Genomic DNA, 14,892 nt, shown 5'->3' with positions numbered 1-14,892 from the left:
AAATTCGCCAGAGCCCGACGACAGACCAGGAGGACAGAGCCGATGAGCAACAAAACCGCCCAAAAGACCAAAGCCAGGCTACCGCGATTGCCGAAGGGCGAGGCCGAGCAGGTGCGCATCCGCAAGGAGATCGGCCATGATTTCGCGCTGCAGGACGACCGGTTCGGCCGCAAGCGGCTGGCCAAGGGAACGCAGGAGGCGGCGCGCCTCTATGAGGTTTCCAATGACGGCCACACCGTGACCGGCGGCATCGTGCGGGTGCGCAATGTCGACCCGCTGACCGGCCTCACCTCATTGTCGCGCCAGCAGCGCGAGGCAGGCATGCGCTACCGCCAGGATTTCCGCAACTCGTCGGAGGCAAGCGCCAAGCCGATGGCCTGGGCCGAGCGCGTCGACGGCGGCCGCACTGGCAGCGGTGTCGCCGATCACATCCTGTCCGCCGGCCGCGACCATGCCGAGGCCACGAGGGCGCTTGCCCATTGGGAGATCGCCGGCATCGTGCAAAAGGTCTGCTGTGCCGACGCAACGGTGAAGAGCCTGGCCGAACAGGCCGGCGAGCCGCGCGACGTGGTGGTGAAACTACTCAAGATCGGGCTCGACATTTTGGCCGTGCACTACGGCATGATGCTGATGCGCAAGCCGCGGTGAGGAGCTCCACCGATCCGGCCGGCACTGCCGGCCGGATCGATCCGTCAACGACGGCAGACACGGATTCGTTCGATAACCCGGTGGTGATGACGCCAGTGCTTGACGACTTCCGTGTGGCAGCGCCGGTGATACCGGTAGCGTGGCCTGTAGTCCTCGTCATAGACGTCATAGCGGTAACGGGGGACGTACTCATCGTCGTAATCGGAATACCGATGATGGCGATAATAATAGTCGTCGTCATAGCCGTTGCCGATGCCGATCGTGACACTACCGCCGGCATTGGCCGGGCCGATCACGGAAGCCGCCGAGGCGATGGCGATCACCGAGGCAAGCAGGAGCTTCTTCATAGCTACCTCCTTCTTTAACGTCCCTCTAATAGAAAAACCCCCGAGGGGCAGGCTCGTTCCACAAATTTGCAAGATGCCACGAACCGAGAGCCCCAAATTAGCGCCGGCGGGGGCGAAAACGCGTCTGGCTGTGCGCCAGGGTGGGGCCGCCGACGCAAGCCCCGAGCGGGTTGTGGTCCGCGCCCTATGTATCCCGTCAAACAGCGACAAATTGGCCAGCGCCAGTCCCGTCACCTTGCCGATCTACAGAACATGGCCCAGTTCCAGCAAAACGAAGGCGGTCGCACCCAGCACAGCGAGGGCGTAGGCCGCATAAAGAACAAGCAGCATCACCTCAAAGTCCCGGACGAAACTTGCGGCAATCCTGGTCTCCTGAGGTTCCGCTTTCTCGATGCTGTCGGTTTCCAGCTGCTCCGTTGCCACGACGAGGCAGACGATCCTGTCGTTTTCGGCCGCCTGTAATATTCGTTCGGTCAAATCGACGGCAATCACTGGATCATCGGCCAACTGATCTCGCGATAGCCAGCTTTCAGTGACAGTCTGGATTTCACGCTTTTTCACGCATGCATAATTGCGCCAACTAAATTAGGTTCCACTAAAATACATGGAATGCGTCGACCCGATCGCGATGTGATGAGGCGTGGCCCTCCTGGGCGGCGAACTGCCGCCTGAGGCCCGCATTTGCCGACCGTCGAGGCGAATCTCGATCCGCATCCTCCGATCAAAGGGCGCCGGCTTCTTCATAGGCTGCTACGGTGCGCCATTGCTGGTAGGTCGCAATGCCAAAGCAGCCAAACTCTCATATCGCGAACGCAGCGCCGACGTCTTCAGTGCCGACCGGCTATGACGAGGATCGCATGCTTACTTATATCCGGCTGCTCGACGCGTCGGCTGAAGGGACCGATTGGCGTGAGGTCGCCCGCATCGTTCTGCACATTGATCCGGAGCAGGAGCCAGACAGGGCTTTCCGGGCGTGGGCGACACACCTGGCGCGTGCACGATGGATGACCAGGAAGCGGAGCGAGTTGCGTCAATTGCATGATGAGTGGTGGGGATGAGCACCATCTAAGCGGAACTGCCGTCCCGGTCTGGCCGTTGAGGGAGGAGGCCAACATGGAAAAGCGCCCAATGACTTCTTGGCGAGCCAATACTTTCGAGCTGTGCTGCCTTCTTGCAGTTCCGCTGTCGCTTATCCTTACCGTTTTCCTCGCGGGTCTCATCCTTAGCTGACCCCGGGATGGTTGCCGTGTCGGTCAACGTGGCACCAAAGCCCACCTGAAGGATTCGGCGGGAAAGGCTGCCGGCACCGTTACTTCACAGCCGCCGCCATCACATCCGAAAACAGCGCCCGCTCCACCGCCGGCTCGAGCGTCTCGGCGAAGGGCGTTGCCAGATGGTGGCGGTCGCGGAAGGCGAGTTTGCCGTCGATGAAGACGTGGCAGGTGGTCTGGTCGCAGAAGCGGTCGGTCATGTCGATATAGCTGGCGTTGGGTGTCGAGCGCACGATGTCGCGCTCGATCGTGGCGATGTCGTCATTTGCCGCCATGATCCTCGGCGTATCGCATGTCGCGGGCGTCTGTCCCCGCCACAGCGCCCGCGCCACGCATTTGTCGGCGTAGCTTGCGTTATAGGGCACGTCCCTGATGACCGCGACCTTGATACCGGCCTGGCTGAACGCTTGAAGCGTCCAGGTCAGGCCCGTCCGCCACTGCTCTTGCCAATCGGCGTGCTTCAACTCCTCGGGCGATTCCTTGATCACATTGCCGATCGAGAATTCTGAGATCACCACCAGTTGCGGGTGGAGCGCGATGATGTCCTTGACCGACTGCTCGCGCCATTGGTCGCACTCGGTGTAGTCGCGCTTCAGCCGCCAATTCCAGGTCGTCACCCGCGAAGCCCGGCAGGAGGATTTGAGAAAGGTGACGACGCGAAAGTTGTTCTTCTCGGCCGCCTTGATCAGCGGCGTCGACCAATGGTCGGCATGCGAGTCGCCGAACAGCACGACCGAGCGCTGGGCGTCCTTGCGGCCGAACATGCAGGGTTTCGGCTTGACGGTCTCGAAATCGAGCACGCAGCCGCCGTCGCTCGCGCGCACGGTGGAGAGCTGCGCGGCGCTGTCGGCGATGACGTGCTGTTCGGGGCTGAGATTGTGCTCGGCAAAGCGCGCATTGCCGTAGGCCGCGACCACGCCGGCGCCGGTTAGGGCGACGGCGGGCACCAGCGCCCGCGCTGCTCCGGCCATCAGCCAGCCGTTGCGGCGGATCGGGTTCTCGATGAAATGATAGGTGAACATCGACAGAACCAGCGTCAGCGCCGCGCAGGCAAGCCGGTCAAGCGTGGACAGGTTGGGAATCATCATCGCCGCATAGACGATGACCGGCCAATGCCAGAGGTAGAGCGAATAGGAAAGCCGGCCCAGCCATTGCAGGGGCGCCAGCGCCAGCACGGCGCTTGGCAGGTTGCGGCCGCTGCCGCTGAGCAGCAGCAGCACGGTGCCGGCGACAGGCGCCAGCGCATTCACCCCGGGAAAGGGCGAGTCTTCGTCCAGCATCAGATAGGCCCACGCGATCAGCGCCAGCCCGAGGCATGCCTGGAGGGTGGCCAGCAGCGGCCGGTCGCGCCAGATCCTTGCTGGCGCCATGGTGGCGAGGCCGCCGGCGGCGAATTCCCAGGCCCTGAGCGGCGAGAAGTAAAAGGCCCAAGGCTGCGACACTTCGGTCAGCCAGGCGCAGGCGGCGAAGGAGGCTAGGCCTGCGACGCCGATGACGATTATAGCGGTGCGCTTGCCTGGGCGCAGCCATGCGGCGGCAAGAAGCAGCGCCGGCCATGCCAGGTAGAACTGTTCCTCGACCGAGAGCGACCAGAAGTGGATGAAAGGGTTGTTGGTGGCGTCGGCGGCGAAATAGTCAAACGACCAGCGGATCAGCCAGAGGTTGATCATGTAGGCGGAGGCGAACATGGCGCCTTTCGAATAGAGCGCCTGTTCCTCCGGCGACAGGATGAAATAACCCGCGAACAGCGTGGCGAGGATGACGAACAGTGCCGCCGGCAACAGGCGCCGGGCGCGCCGGGCGTAGAAGCGCCAGAGATTCAGCCGCCCGGTTTCGGTGATTTCCGTAACCAGGTGTTTTGTAATCAGGTAGCCGGAGATGACGAAGAAGATGTCGACGCCGGCAAAGCCGCCGGGCAGACCGGAGAGACCAAAATGAAAGGCAATGACACCCGCCACCGCCAGCGCGCGCAGCCCTTCGATGTCAGGCCGAAATGATGCCGACACAGTCACCTCGTGCAAGGAATACCCACCTCGCAGAGGCTCGACCCGATGCGCCGATATTGCAATGCAACAAATCTAACGCAGTGCAACATAGGGGGAGGGCGCGGCTCCTCCAGCTTCTGGCGTGGGCGGTTCACTCACATGAGCGATTCAGTCATGAGAGCGATTGATATTGAAGCGAAACGAAGGGTGCCGAGGCACTCACGCCTTTTTCAAAAACTCGGTCATCAGCACCAGGCCCTTTACCTGCCTGGTGCTGCATTCGATCTCGCCGGGATTGCCGGTGAGGCGAATGTTCTTCACCAGCGTGCCGCGCTTGATCGTCTCCGAGGTGCCTTTGACCTTGAGATCCTTGATCAGGGTCACGGAGTCGCCCTCGTGCAGCGCCGTGCCATTGCTGTCTCGTACGATCGCGTCGGTCATGGCAGGTCTTTCGTAGGCTTCGGTGGGGGATGGTTGGGCCAGTCCCGGCCTATCCCACGGTTGGCGGCGAGGTCAAGCGTGCTGGGTCAAGCCGCGTTGCCGGGGTCAGGTGCATCAGCTATTGACCGGCAGCCATTCCGGCACAATTCAAGACGGAGCCGACCATGACAGACAAGACCATCCTCAAATTCGGCGCCGTCGAGAACGCCGAGACCGGCGATCTCGCGGGATGGGTCGTGGTCGAAGGCGAGCCGACCATGAAGACCGCCGTCCAGCACATTACCGAGGACGGCAAGGTCATGTCGGGAACCTGGCAGGCGAGCCCGGGCACCTATCACGCAACCTACAGCGACTATGAGTTCGTGCACATGATAGCCGGCCGTATCGTCATCACGCCGGATGGCGGCGCGCCTGTCGAAGTCGGCCCCGGCGATGCCTTCGTGGTGGAAGCCGATTTCAAGGGGACGTGGAAGATCATCGAGCCGGTGACCAAGCACTTTGTCGTCAGGATCGGCTGACGCCGAATAGTGCGATTGACGCTTGCGCCCGACTGAACCGAGGCTCCCAAAACGAAGATGGCGGGCATCTCTGCCCGCCACTGCGATTGTGCTGAACCGACGTGCCTAGTTGGCGCCGCCGAGTTGCTTGGTCATCTTGCAGAAATCGTCATGCTCCTTGGCAATGGCCTCGTCGCCGCATTCCTTCATCATCATCGCCTGGTCCTCTTTGGACATGGCCATCCATGCGGTCTTGAATTCGGCTGCCGGCTTCATGGTCTTCATGCCGGCATCGGTAAAGAACGGCGACATTTTCTGCGGATCGTCGAGCGCCGAAGTGCCAGTGGCACCGGCGGCAAGCGCTGCGCCGGTCATCATTGAAAGCGCCATCGCGCCCATGCAAAGCATCTTGATGTTCATGATCATTCCTCCTGAGCTGCTGCTTTGAGGTTGTCCATCAGCGATCTACGAAGGAACGGCGTTTTGACCCAAAAGTTCCACGTTCTGGCGCAAGCATGGAACAGGATTGCTGGTGCCGCCATTTATGCAAAAAATTCTACCGTGACGGAGCTGCCGCGCTGCCGGCAGCAAGCCAAACGACGGCAAATCAAAGCTTCGCTGTAGGAGAGGCTGCGAAGTTGCAGGCCGGCTCAATATGCCCGATCATGGCAATGGCGGGGCGGAGGTATCAAGTGGCGGCAAATAGTCGAAACGGCGCGCACCTGTCGGAGACCCGGCGGGCGAGCATTGTTTCCGCGGCCAGGGCGCTTCCGCGCACATCGTTGCCCAGCGTAGCGTCGGTCGTGACGGCCGTCGCGGCGCTCTATTTCGGGCGCGAGGTCTTTCTGCCGATCGCAATCGCCCTGCTGCTTACCTTTGCGCTTGTGCCGATGGTGTCGGCACTCAAGCGAGCCGGCATTCCGCGTCTTCCTGCCGTGATCGCCAGCGTGCTCGGCGCATTCACGGTGCTGGCGCTGTTCTCCTTCATAGTCGCCACACAGGTCAGTGAACTGGCGCAGAACATCCCGCTTTACCAGGCGAATATCCTGACCAAGGTCCGGTCGCTCAAGGAAACCGGCGTCGGCGGAGGCATCGTTTCCAGATTGAGCCGGGTGATCGAACGCGTCGGCCAGGAACTCGACAGACCGGAACCCGCGCAACCCGCCGCCGATCAGCCTCCGCGGGAGCCGATCCCGGTCGAAATCGTCGCGCGCGAACGACCGCTCGAGGTTCTCCAGAATCTGATCGGCCCGCTGCTGAGCCCGCTGGCATCGGCCGGACTGATCGTCGTGGTGGTCATATTCATGCTGCTCGAGCGGGAGGACCTGCGCGATCGCTTCATACGCCTCGTCGGCTACGGCGATCTGCATCGAACCACCGAGGCGCTGCAGGATGCCGGCAAGCGCGTCGGCCGCTATCTGCTCATGCAATTGGTCGTGAACATCGTCTATGCCGTTCCGATTGCAATCGGACTTTGGCTGCTGGGCATACCCAATCCATTGCTGTGGGGTTTGCTGGCGCTGGCGCTGCGCTTCGTTCCCTATATCGGCCCGGTTATCGCGACGCTGCTGCCTCTGTTCCTGGCGCTAGCCGTGGCGCCCGGCTGGTCGCTCGTGCTATGGACCGCCGGGCTTTTCGTGGTGGTGGAACTGATCACCGGCAACGTGATCGAACCCTGGCTCTATGGCTCGCGCACCGGGCTGTCGCCATTGGCTATTATCGTTGCGGCGATCTTCTGGACCTGGCTCTGGGGGCCATTGGGCCTCGTTCTGTCGACGCCGCTCACGGTCTGCCTCGTCGTGCTCGGCCGACATGTGCCGCAGTTCGAATTCCTCGACGTTCTGTTCGGCAACGAACCCGTGCTCGAACCGCACGCCCGGCTTTACCAGCGGCTGCTGGCCGGCGATCCCGAGGAAGCGACGGACCATGCCGAGGAGATGCTGGAGGAAGAATATCTGGTCGAGTTCTACGACAAAGTCGCGATTCCCGCACTTCTGCTCGGCGAGCAGGACCGTGTGCGTGGTGTGTTGAGCGATGAGCAACGACAGCAGGTCGCGGGCAGCGCGCTGACGATGGTGGCGAACCTCGACGACAGCGCGCAGGAGGAGGCGGAAGCGGGCGACACTGCCGCGGCCGAGGACAACGGCTCACGCGAGGACAAGCAGGTTCAGGGGGAGGTTCAGGGCGGGGACGACACCGAACTACCGGATGGCACGGGCATGTCGGTGCTGTGCGCCGGAGGGCGCGGCGAACTCGACGACGCGGCTGCCGCCATGCTGGCACAGGTGCTCGAAGTCCAGGGCGCCACGGTGTTGAGAGCGAGCTTCGCCGATATGGAACCGGGGAGCATTCGCCGCCTTGAGCTCGACGCTATCGATACCGCCGTCGTCGGATTTTTGAACCGGAATTCCGTCAAGCACGGCCGGTTCCTGGTCCGTCGGCTGAAACGCGCCAAACCAAGGTTGCGGGTGGGTATCGTGTTGTGGTCGGAACCCGACAGTGACAACCAGGAGGCAGCCGCCAAATTGGCCAATGAGATCAACGCTGATTTCGTCGCACACGGAATGGTCGGTGCGGTGCTCGGTGCGTTGTCCAGCAATCCGCCGGTGGCGCTGAAGACCACCGCCAAACGCCGCATGCGCCGCCTGGCGCAGGCGCGCAAGAAAGAGCCGCTCGCCGCGGCAAAATGAGCGCGGCCAACGACCGCGGCAGTGGGGTTATTACCGTTTTCGCGAAAACGGTAATAACGAAACGGATCAGGTTATCTTCGCAAAGTCGCGCTGAACCGTCCGGACGGTGCCGCGGCAAACGGCGCCAACCCTCATACTGTCCAGAAATAGCGCACCGTATGAAAGAACACCGGGGCGGCGAAGACCAGGCTGTCGGCACGGTCCATCATGCCGCCATGGCCTTCGATCAGGTGGCCCCAGTCCTTGACGCCCTGATCGCGCTTGATGGCGGAGGCGACCAGCCCGCCGAAGAATCCCATCAGGCAGGCGACCAGAGCGACGCCGGCCGCCTGCAGCGGCGAAAACGGCGTCAGGAACGACAGCAGCGCGCCGAGCAGGCTCGATGCCGCCAGCCCGCCGACCAGTCCCTCCCAGGTCTTCGACGGCGAGACCGTCGGCGCCAGGAGGTGGCGGCCGAACAGTTTGCCGAAGATATATTGCAGCACGTCGCTGCCTTGCACGGTGACGATCAGGAAGGCGATCAGCAACAGGTTGCGGCCTTCGAAACCGGGTACTTCGAGTGTTAGCAGCGCCGGCACGTGGCTGACGCAGTAGACCGAGATCATGACCGCCCATTGCTGCGCCGAGACGCGCTCGAGAAAGCGTTCGGTGTCGCCGTGCAGTGCGGTGATCGCCGGCATCAGCAGAAAGCAGTAGACCGGGATGAAGATGGTGAAGAGCCCGTACCAGGCGGTCCACACCAGCCAGTACTGGAACGGGATGACGATGCCGAACATGCCGAGCAGCACCCAGTGGTCGCTGCGGCGGCTGTGTGTCAGCGTCACGAATTCGCGCAGAGCGGCGAAGGAAATCAGCGCGAACAGGATGGTCATGCCGGGGCGGCCGAAGAAGAAGGCAACGGTGATCGCCACCACCATCACCCACCAGGCATTGATGCGCTGGGTGAGGTTGACCAGCGTCGGCGACAACGGTTTTGGCGCGCGCCATGACAAGACGCCGGCGACGACGCTGGCGCTGATCAGCACCGCCAGTAGGCCGACAATCAGAATGAGGGTTTCGTGCATCATCGGCAGCATTTTGCCTTGGTCCTCAATCGTCTCGTTGCGGCCGGGGGTTCAGCGCCAGCAGCGTTTCGCGGGCACGGTCGAGAAAGGCGCGGCGTTCCTCACCCGGTTGAATAGCGATCGGCGCGCCGAAGACGACACGGCAAAGCAGCGGCACCGGCACGAATTGCCCCTTGGGCAGCACCCGCGACATGTTCTCAATCCAGCACGGGATGAGTTCGACATCGGGCCGCGCCATCGACAGATTGTAGAGGCCGGAGCGGAACGGCAGCAGCGGTTCGTCGGTCATGTTGCGCGTGCCTTCGGGAAACAGGATCAGCGAATGGCCCTGATCGAGCACTGACAGCATGATCGAGATCGGGTGCTGCGTTTCATCCGTCCACTGCCGGTGGATCAGCACGGAAGACAGCATGTCCTCGGCAATGAAACGGCGCAGCCGCGTCTTGCCCCAATAATCGGCGGCGGCCACCGCATGGGTACTGGCGCGTTCCTTCTCGCTGAGGCAGGCCGACAGCAGGATGAAATCGCCGTGGCTGGCATGGTTGGCGAAGTAGATGCGCTGCCGGTCCGATGGCTGGCTGCCGTTCCAGATCGGCCGCACGCCGGTGACCGCCCAGGCCAGCGCCGACAGGCCGACCGAGGTCACCGTCTGCAGCAAGGTATAGGTGCTGACACGAAGCTTTGTCATCGACGGGCTCAAAAGAATGCCGCGACGACCGAGGCCGCCGCGAACAGGCCGAAGGCGATGCGCTGCTTGGCAAGCAGGCGGCGCGTGCCGGCTATCCGCTGGTCGAGCGAGCGGCCGCCGGCCGCCGTGGGTTTCAGCCGCATGCGCGCCAGCACATCGTCGACCGCGGCACCGCCGCCTGCCTCGCTGGCGTGGCTGGCCATCAGCCGGAACAGCAGCGCCTCGAACAAAAGCAGGGCCGAGAGAATGATTGTGGCTATGGCACCCGCGGCGGCGATCAGCCAGGCTACCGCGGACAGCGACGATGTTTGCGGCGCAGCCGCCAGGCCGATGACCGGCGCCGCCAGCAAGGCAGCAGCAACCAGCAGCAGCGGCCATGCCACCTGCACCATCAGCCCGGCGGCGAACGCTTCGGCCTTGTCACGATAGGCGGTCATGTCGCCGCGTCCACGCCAAGATGCACCGGCCGGCCCGCGGCGGCGAGCTTGCCTCGCGCCTGAGCCGGCGTGTCGGCCCGGCCGCTGGCGACCAGCCATTCGGCGACGACGGCGGCGCTGCGCTGGAAGCCAAGCGCACAGCAGACCAGCACAGTGCCCTGGCCCCGCGCCGTCTCGATCGCCGCCACCGCTTGCGCACGCGCCTCGCGAGACGGCGGCAAAAGGTCGACCATGGCCACGCTCACCCAGCGGCTGGAGGCGCCGCGCGGTCTTTCCAATTCGCCGGCAAGGTCGACCACCGTGCCGAAAGCGTCGGCCTCGGCGGCGGTCGGAAAACGGCCGAGGCAAACACCGTCGGCGATGACGATCTGCGCTGGAAGCTTTCGCGTCCACGCCCACACATTGACCCTGGCAACAAGGCGGTAGGGCCAAAGCAGGAGACGGCTGGCCAACGACACGCGGCCATCGGCTGTTTTCTGGAACACTTTGGCGCCGGCGCCGGCATAGGCGAAAGCGACGATGGCCAGCGCCAGTGCCGGCCACAACAGGATGAGCCACAGCGCCGAGGCCAATGCGCCGGCAGCGGCGCCGGCCAGCGCAAGGCTTGCGCCGAGCGCATAGAACAGCGCCAGCCGCCGCGCTTTCGGGTCGGCGCTCATACGGAAGCCGGCGAACGGCAGCTCGCCGTCGCGCGGAAACAGCCACAGAGCGAAAAGGCCGAGCAGCGCGCCGGTCGGAATGTCGATGAAATGGTGCTGCCACGTCGTCAGCACCGAGGCGCCGATCAGGAAACACCAGACATGCCAGGCGGCGCCGGCGATGCCGGTCAACCTGTGACGCCAATGGTCCCAGATGATGACCAGTAGTGCGATGTGCAGCGACGGCGCCTGGTTGAAGGGCTTGTCGAAGCCGCCGAGCACGGCGAACATGAAACCGGGCAGGCCGCTTGTCTGCGGACGCACGAAGGTCGCCGTCAGCGGGAACAGGATAAAGCAGGCGACGGCGATGATCTGCGCCGTCAGATAGCGGCCGGCGAGGCGGTCGACGCCGTTCTTCGAATTGTTCAACAGCAGCGACAGGCCGTAGAATAGATTGATCGACCAGTAGGGCACGATCGTCCAGGCAAGGAACGGGATGCCATGCTCCCAGCCGAAGACGATGCTGCCGACATCGTCGCGCCGCGACGCCAGCCAGTTGGCGAAGCCGTAGGTGGAGTAGAAGAACGGCGCCAGAAATGCCAGCCACAGCGCGGCGCGCAGGACTATCCCGGGATACGGCTCGCGCGGCAAGGCCGGAAGGGCAGGGGCATCGCGAGGCAAGGCAGAGGCAGGCAAGTCCATGCTCAGACGCGCCGGGCGATCGAAACGGTGAAGATGCCCCACTGGTCGATGCGCTGGTCGAGCTTCTCGAATCCGGCGCCCGCCACCAGCTGGTCCATCTCGGCCTGCGTGCGCCGACGCATCACCCAGGCCTGGCCGCCGCGATGCGAGGTCAGGCTGCGCGCGATCATCTCGAGCTGCGGATGCCAGGGCTGGTTGGTGTAGACGAGCAGGCTTCCGGGCTGCATGGCGCCGGCCAGTCCACCGAGCGAGCGGGCGATCATGGCATTGTCGGAAAACAATTCGTAGAGCCCCGAGACGATGGCGAGATCCGGCGCCGGGTCGAGGCCGGCCAGCATCGTGGCGTCGAAGGCGTCACCTTGATGGAACGAGACGCTCGCCGGCAGCTTGCGCTCGGCGATCAGCTTGCGGCCGAGCGAGATGTTGAGCTCGGAGAAATCCTGCAGCCGCACGCTGGCCGGCGGCTCGGCGCATTTCTGCACAGCATCGAGCACGTAGCGGCCATGGCCGGCGGCGATATCGACGATATGGACCGGCCGGCCGGCGGCCTTCAGCGTCTCAGCGGCACTGCCGATCAGCTCTTCCAGATGCAGCTTGCGCTGGCGGATGCCGCGCCAGCCAATAGCATCGAGAAAGGTGCGGTCGATCATGCGGCCGCCGGGGCCGATGCCCCGCGCATCGTTCTCGTAGACATAGTCGAGCGTCGAGCCGGAATCGAAGCCGGTGGCAATCCCGGTCTTCATGCCGGACGACAGCCATGCGCCCATGCGGATCGAGGCGCGGCTCGTTGCCCAGTAGAGACCTTTGGGTGACAGTAGCGGCAGCGGCGAGGCCAGCCGGTCGGCCTCGTCGCGTGTGTAGCCGGCGCGGTCGGCCCCGGTCAGGTCGAGCGGCTTTTCCGGCGCCGCGAACTGCTTTTCGAGGAAAGGCCTGATCAGGTCGAGTGCCTTGTGGCGGTCGCGCTCGCCCAAAGTGTCGTGGAAGAAGCCGGGCAGCACATGCCGCTCCTTGGCCGGGCTCGCCAGATTGACGAAAAACTCGTGCTGCGGTCCATGCCGCACCACCCAGTCGCTGCCGGAGATCAGAAGCTGTGTCGGCACGGTGATGGCGCGGGCATCGGCGACGATGCGCGCTGCGTGGTCGTAGAGTTCGACCAGGATGTTGGAGGCGATCGGCCGGGTGATCAGTGGGTCGGCGTCGAAGGAGGCGATGCGCTCGGGATCATGCGTCAGGAATTTCGCCTTGACGTAGGAATTGACGAAGAAACGGCCCTTCAGCTTCTGCCACAACGCAATGCCTTGCTTGGCGAAGGGCACGTAGAGCTTGACCGAGAAGGCCGGCGAGGCCAGCACCAGGGCGCGAATGTCAGGCGCATAGTCGTGCACCCAGGCGGCGGCAAGCACGGCGCCGAAGGATTGCGCGATCAACGCTATATCGCGCCGGGCAAAGCCGTCACTGCCGATCTCGCGCACGAAGCAATCGATGTCGCGCACCAGCGCGGCAAACGACGGCGCATAGCCGCGCTCGCCGGCGGAGCGGCCATTGCCACGCGCGTCCCAGGCATAGAAGGCGTGGTCGGGCATCTGGAGCTCGTCGACCAGATGCGCCATGCGGCCGCCATGCTCGTGGCCGCGATGGAACAGCAGGATGGCACCCTTGCGATGTTCCGACAGCGCCGGCCAATAGCGATAAAAGATCTCGGTGCCGTCATGGCTCTTGAAGCTGCGCTCCTGCGCCACCCGCTCGACGTTGGCTGGAGCCACGGCGGCAACCGTCTGTTGGTGAAGCATGTTGTTCTCCCTGGCGAGACCGGAATTCAGCTGCCGTTCCCGTTAAGGCCGCCGCGTATCCGGTTGATGGCGGTCACCAGCGAGAGTGTAGCCATGGCCGGAAACACGAGCGGCGTGAGCGCCGGGACCCACAGGCCGGACGCGATAAGCACCGCGAGGATGCCAAGCGCCAGCGCCCGATCGCTTTTGCCGAAGGGGCCGGCATAGTTGCGCCCCGCTCCGGCCGCGATGCCGAGCACGCCGGCGAATTCCGCAATCACCGCCGCGATAGCGAATGCAACGACGCCCCAGGCAGGAAAAATGACGGCAAAGGCCAGGATCAAAGCGAGATCGGAGACAACATCGCAGAGCTCGTTGAGATACATGCCGAGCTTCGAGGCCTGGCCATGTTCCCTTGCCAGCATGCCGTCGATGGCATTCAGCGCCATTCGCGTAAACAGCACGAGCGGCATCAGCAGAAAGACCATGCGGTGGCCGGCAAGGGCTGCCACCACAAGGCCGGTGAAGAGCGAGAGGGCAGCGGCCAGCAGCGTGATCTGGTTGGCGGTGACGCCGGCCCTGGCCAGTCCGTCGGCAAGCGGCCGCAACCTGGCCTGAAAGGCCGGTTTCAGCGCATAAAGCGTCGGCATATGCGAACCCCCCGGCCGCGGTGCAAATAATGTTGGCGAGGATGGTCAATTGGCGCGCAAGACGCAAGGGCGTCGCCCTGCCACTTTTCGACATCCGGATGTGTCGGCGCTAGCTTTCGCTGTTGACATTGTCGCCCGGGAACAGTGCGGGCAAGCTTTGTTCGGCCGCCGCCCAGGCGCGACTGTGGTAACGCCGCAGGATGAGAATGCATGCGGCGAAGACCAGCAGCCCGCAAATCACGCCGAGCGTCATGCCCCCGCCAAACGCGGACTTTACAACGATGCCGGTGAAGACGCCGGCGATGGCGCCATTGATCGTGCCCACCATCCCCGCGGTGGTCATGAAATATTGCAGCGGTGAGGGCCTGAGGCCCTTGTCGACCAGCACCGCCGAGGGATCGTCATGGGTGGAATTGACAAGGTATCTTTGCAGGACGGGCGTCAGCTCGACGAAATAGTGGCGGATCCTGGCCATGCCGCGGGCATGCACCATGTCCTCGATGGCAACCTGCACCGCGCGCACGAAGGTGACCAGGCCGATGAAGAAAAGGCAAGGCAGCAAGATCAGGCTGAACAGCACGAACGGCCTGCCCATCTCCGTGACCTGCGCGACGAAGGACAAGGCAATGGTTGCGCTCGAGACCGAGGTCAGGAACAGATCGGCTCGCTGGTTCGCTTCCTGAATGGTCGCGGCGCGAGCATTTTGCAGCACGAAATGCTCGGTCGTCAGGCACTGCAGGGCTTGCTGCGCCTGGTCAGGCGGAACCGGAGCGTCGGGAGAACGGGTCATCGACAGTTGCCCTCTTCCAAGAGCCGGCGCTCCCGGGGTTCGCCGGCCCCATTTCGGCGACCTGTGCTTTCGATCTGGTGGTCGTCCGCCGCAAGTCAAGACCCGGTGGTTTTCTTGTGCCGGAACGTGGCGCCAATCTCGCAAAGAGGCGCCGTCGGCGAAGTTGCCAATCTCCCCCTCTAGTGTCCCTCTAGTCCCTATGATTGCTGGGCCTGAGGGCGGCCCGTCATCCGATATGCAACGGTACGAGGGTTAAGCCGGCTGGCCGGCGCAGA

General features: G+C 63.7%; 16 protein-coding genes. 4 read left to right on the top strand and 12 right to left on the bottom strand.

What is annotated here, in order from left to right:
• The first annotated feature begins 42 nt into the window (after positions 1-42).
• Positions 43-648, top strand: a complete 606-nt coding sequence (locus NKI01_RS26275) for a DUF6456 domain-containing protein (RefSeq protein ID WP_352895136.1) — start codon at positions 43-45, stop codon at positions 646-648.
• Positions 649-692: 44 nt separating this feature from the next.
• On the opposite strand, the gene NKI01_RS26270 is transcribed toward NKI01_RS26275, so the two are convergent.
• Positions 693-995: a hypothetical protein gene (locus tag NKI01_RS26270; RefSeq protein ID WP_352457316.1), complete on the bottom strand. Its 303-nt coding sequence runs from the start codon at positions 993-995 to the stop codon at positions 693-695.
• 243 nt (positions 996-1,238) lie between these two features.
• Complete coding sequence (locus tag NKI01_RS26265) at positions 1,239-1,556, bottom strand: hypothetical protein (RefSeq protein ID WP_352481649.1); 318 nt, start codon at positions 1,554-1,556, stop codon at positions 1,239-1,241.
• 218 nt (positions 1,557-1,774) lie between these two features.
• Here NKI01_RS26265 and NKI01_RS26260 point away from each other — a divergent pair, with 218 nt between their 5' ends.
• Positions 1,775-2,053 (top strand): DUF2285 domain-containing protein, encoded by a 279-nt coding sequence (locus NKI01_RS26260; protein ID WP_352592749.1) that lies wholly within the window; start codon positions 1,775-1,777, stop codon positions 2,051-2,053.
• Between the two features lie 251 nt (positions 2,054-2,304).
• On the opposite strand, the gene NKI01_RS26255 is transcribed toward NKI01_RS26260, so the two are convergent.
• Together NKI01_RS26255 and NKI01_RS26250 are read right to left on the bottom strand one after the other, a co-directional pair.
• Positions 2,305-4,272, bottom strand: coding sequence for an acyltransferase family protein (locus NKI01_RS26255; RefSeq protein ID WP_352965185.1), 1,968 nt, complete (start codon positions 4,270-4,272; stop codon positions 2,305-2,307).
• A 198-nt stretch (positions 4,273-4,470) separates the two neighbouring features.
• Entirely contained in the window at positions 4,471-4,692 is a 222-nt protein-coding gene (locus tag NKI01_RS26250; protein ID WP_352965183.1) for an alkylphosphonate utilization protein, read from the bottom strand.
• A 164-nt stretch (positions 4,693-4,856) separates the two neighbouring features.
• Between NKI01_RS26250 and NKI01_RS26245 the strand changes: the two genes are divergently transcribed.
• A complete protein-coding gene (locus NKI01_RS26245) occupies positions 4,857-5,210 on the top strand; it encodes a cupin domain-containing protein (RefSeq protein ID WP_023722949.1) in 354 nt (117 codons plus the stop codon).
• 105 nt (positions 5,211-5,315) lie between these two features.
• Here NKI01_RS26245 and NKI01_RS26240 read toward each other — a convergent pair whose 3' ends face one another.
• Complete coding sequence (locus tag NKI01_RS26240; protein ID WP_352481646.1) at positions 5,316-5,609, bottom strand: hypothetical protein; 294 nt, start codon at positions 5,607-5,609, stop codon at positions 5,316-5,318.
• Positions 5,610-5,854: 245 nt separating this feature from the next.
• Between NKI01_RS26240 and NKI01_RS26235 the strand changes: the two genes are divergently transcribed.
• On the top strand, positions 5,855-7,879 hold the full coding sequence (locus tag NKI01_RS26235) for an AI-2E family transporter (RefSeq protein WP_502899475.1): 2,025 nt from the start codon (positions 5,855-5,857) through the stop codon (positions 7,877-7,879).
• Between the two features lie 131 nt (positions 7,880-8,010).
• On the opposite strand, the gene NKI01_RS26230 is transcribed toward NKI01_RS26235, so the two are convergent.
• The 7 genes from NKI01_RS26230 to NKI01_RS26200 all read right to left on the bottom strand — a co-directional run bounded on the left by NKI01_RS26230 (position 8,011) and on the right by NKI01_RS26200 (position 14,617).
• Positions 8,011-8,946, bottom strand: coding sequence for a phosphatidate cytidylyltransferase (locus NKI01_RS26230; RefSeq protein WP_352481711.1), 936 nt, complete (start codon positions 8,944-8,946; stop codon positions 8,011-8,013).
• Between the two features lie 22 nt (positions 8,947-8,968).
• Complete coding sequence (locus tag NKI01_RS26225) at positions 8,969-9,631, bottom strand: lysophospholipid acyltransferase family protein (RefSeq protein ID WP_352481645.1); 663 nt, start codon at positions 9,629-9,631, stop codon at positions 8,969-8,971.
• Between the two features lie 8 nt (positions 9,632-9,639).
• Positions 9,640-10,068, bottom strand: coding sequence for a hypothetical protein (locus NKI01_RS26220; RefSeq protein WP_352965181.1), 429 nt, complete (start codon positions 10,066-10,068; stop codon positions 9,640-9,642).
• Positions 10,065-11,408, bottom strand: coding sequence for a phosphatase PAP2/dual specificity phosphatase family protein (locus NKI01_RS26215; RefSeq protein WP_352965179.1), 1,344 nt, complete (start codon positions 11,406-11,408; stop codon positions 10,065-10,067). Before NKI01_RS26215 ends, NKI01_RS26220 begins: the two co-directional genes overlap by 4 nt.
• Positions 11,409-11,410: 2 nt before the next feature.
• Positions 11,411-13,198: a bifunctional alpha/beta hydrolase/class I SAM-dependent methyltransferase gene (locus NKI01_RS26210; RefSeq protein ID WP_023718095.1), complete on the bottom strand. Its 1,788-nt coding sequence runs from the start codon at positions 13,196-13,198 to the stop codon at positions 11,411-11,413.
• A gap of 26 nt (positions 13,199-13,224) precedes the next feature.
• A complete protein-coding gene (locus NKI01_RS26205; protein ID WP_023718096.1) occupies positions 13,225-13,827 on the bottom strand; it encodes a CDP-alcohol phosphatidyltransferase family protein in 603 nt (200 codons plus the stop codon).
• 109 nt (positions 13,828-13,936) lie between these two features.
• Positions 13,937-14,617, bottom strand: a complete 681-nt coding sequence (locus tag NKI01_RS26200) for a hypothetical protein (protein ID WP_036244507.1) — start codon at positions 14,615-14,617, stop codon at positions 13,937-13,939.
• Between the last annotated feature and the right edge of the window lie 275 nt (positions 14,618-14,892).

The sequence above is a fragment of the Mesorhizobium sp. M0815 genome, assembly GCF_040319995.1.
Lineage (GTDB): Bacteria > Pseudomonadota > Alphaproteobacteria > Rhizobiales > Rhizobiaceae > Mesorhizobium.
Note: the sequence above shows the minus strand (reverse complement) of the source record. Positions and strands in the feature narration are given on the sequence as shown.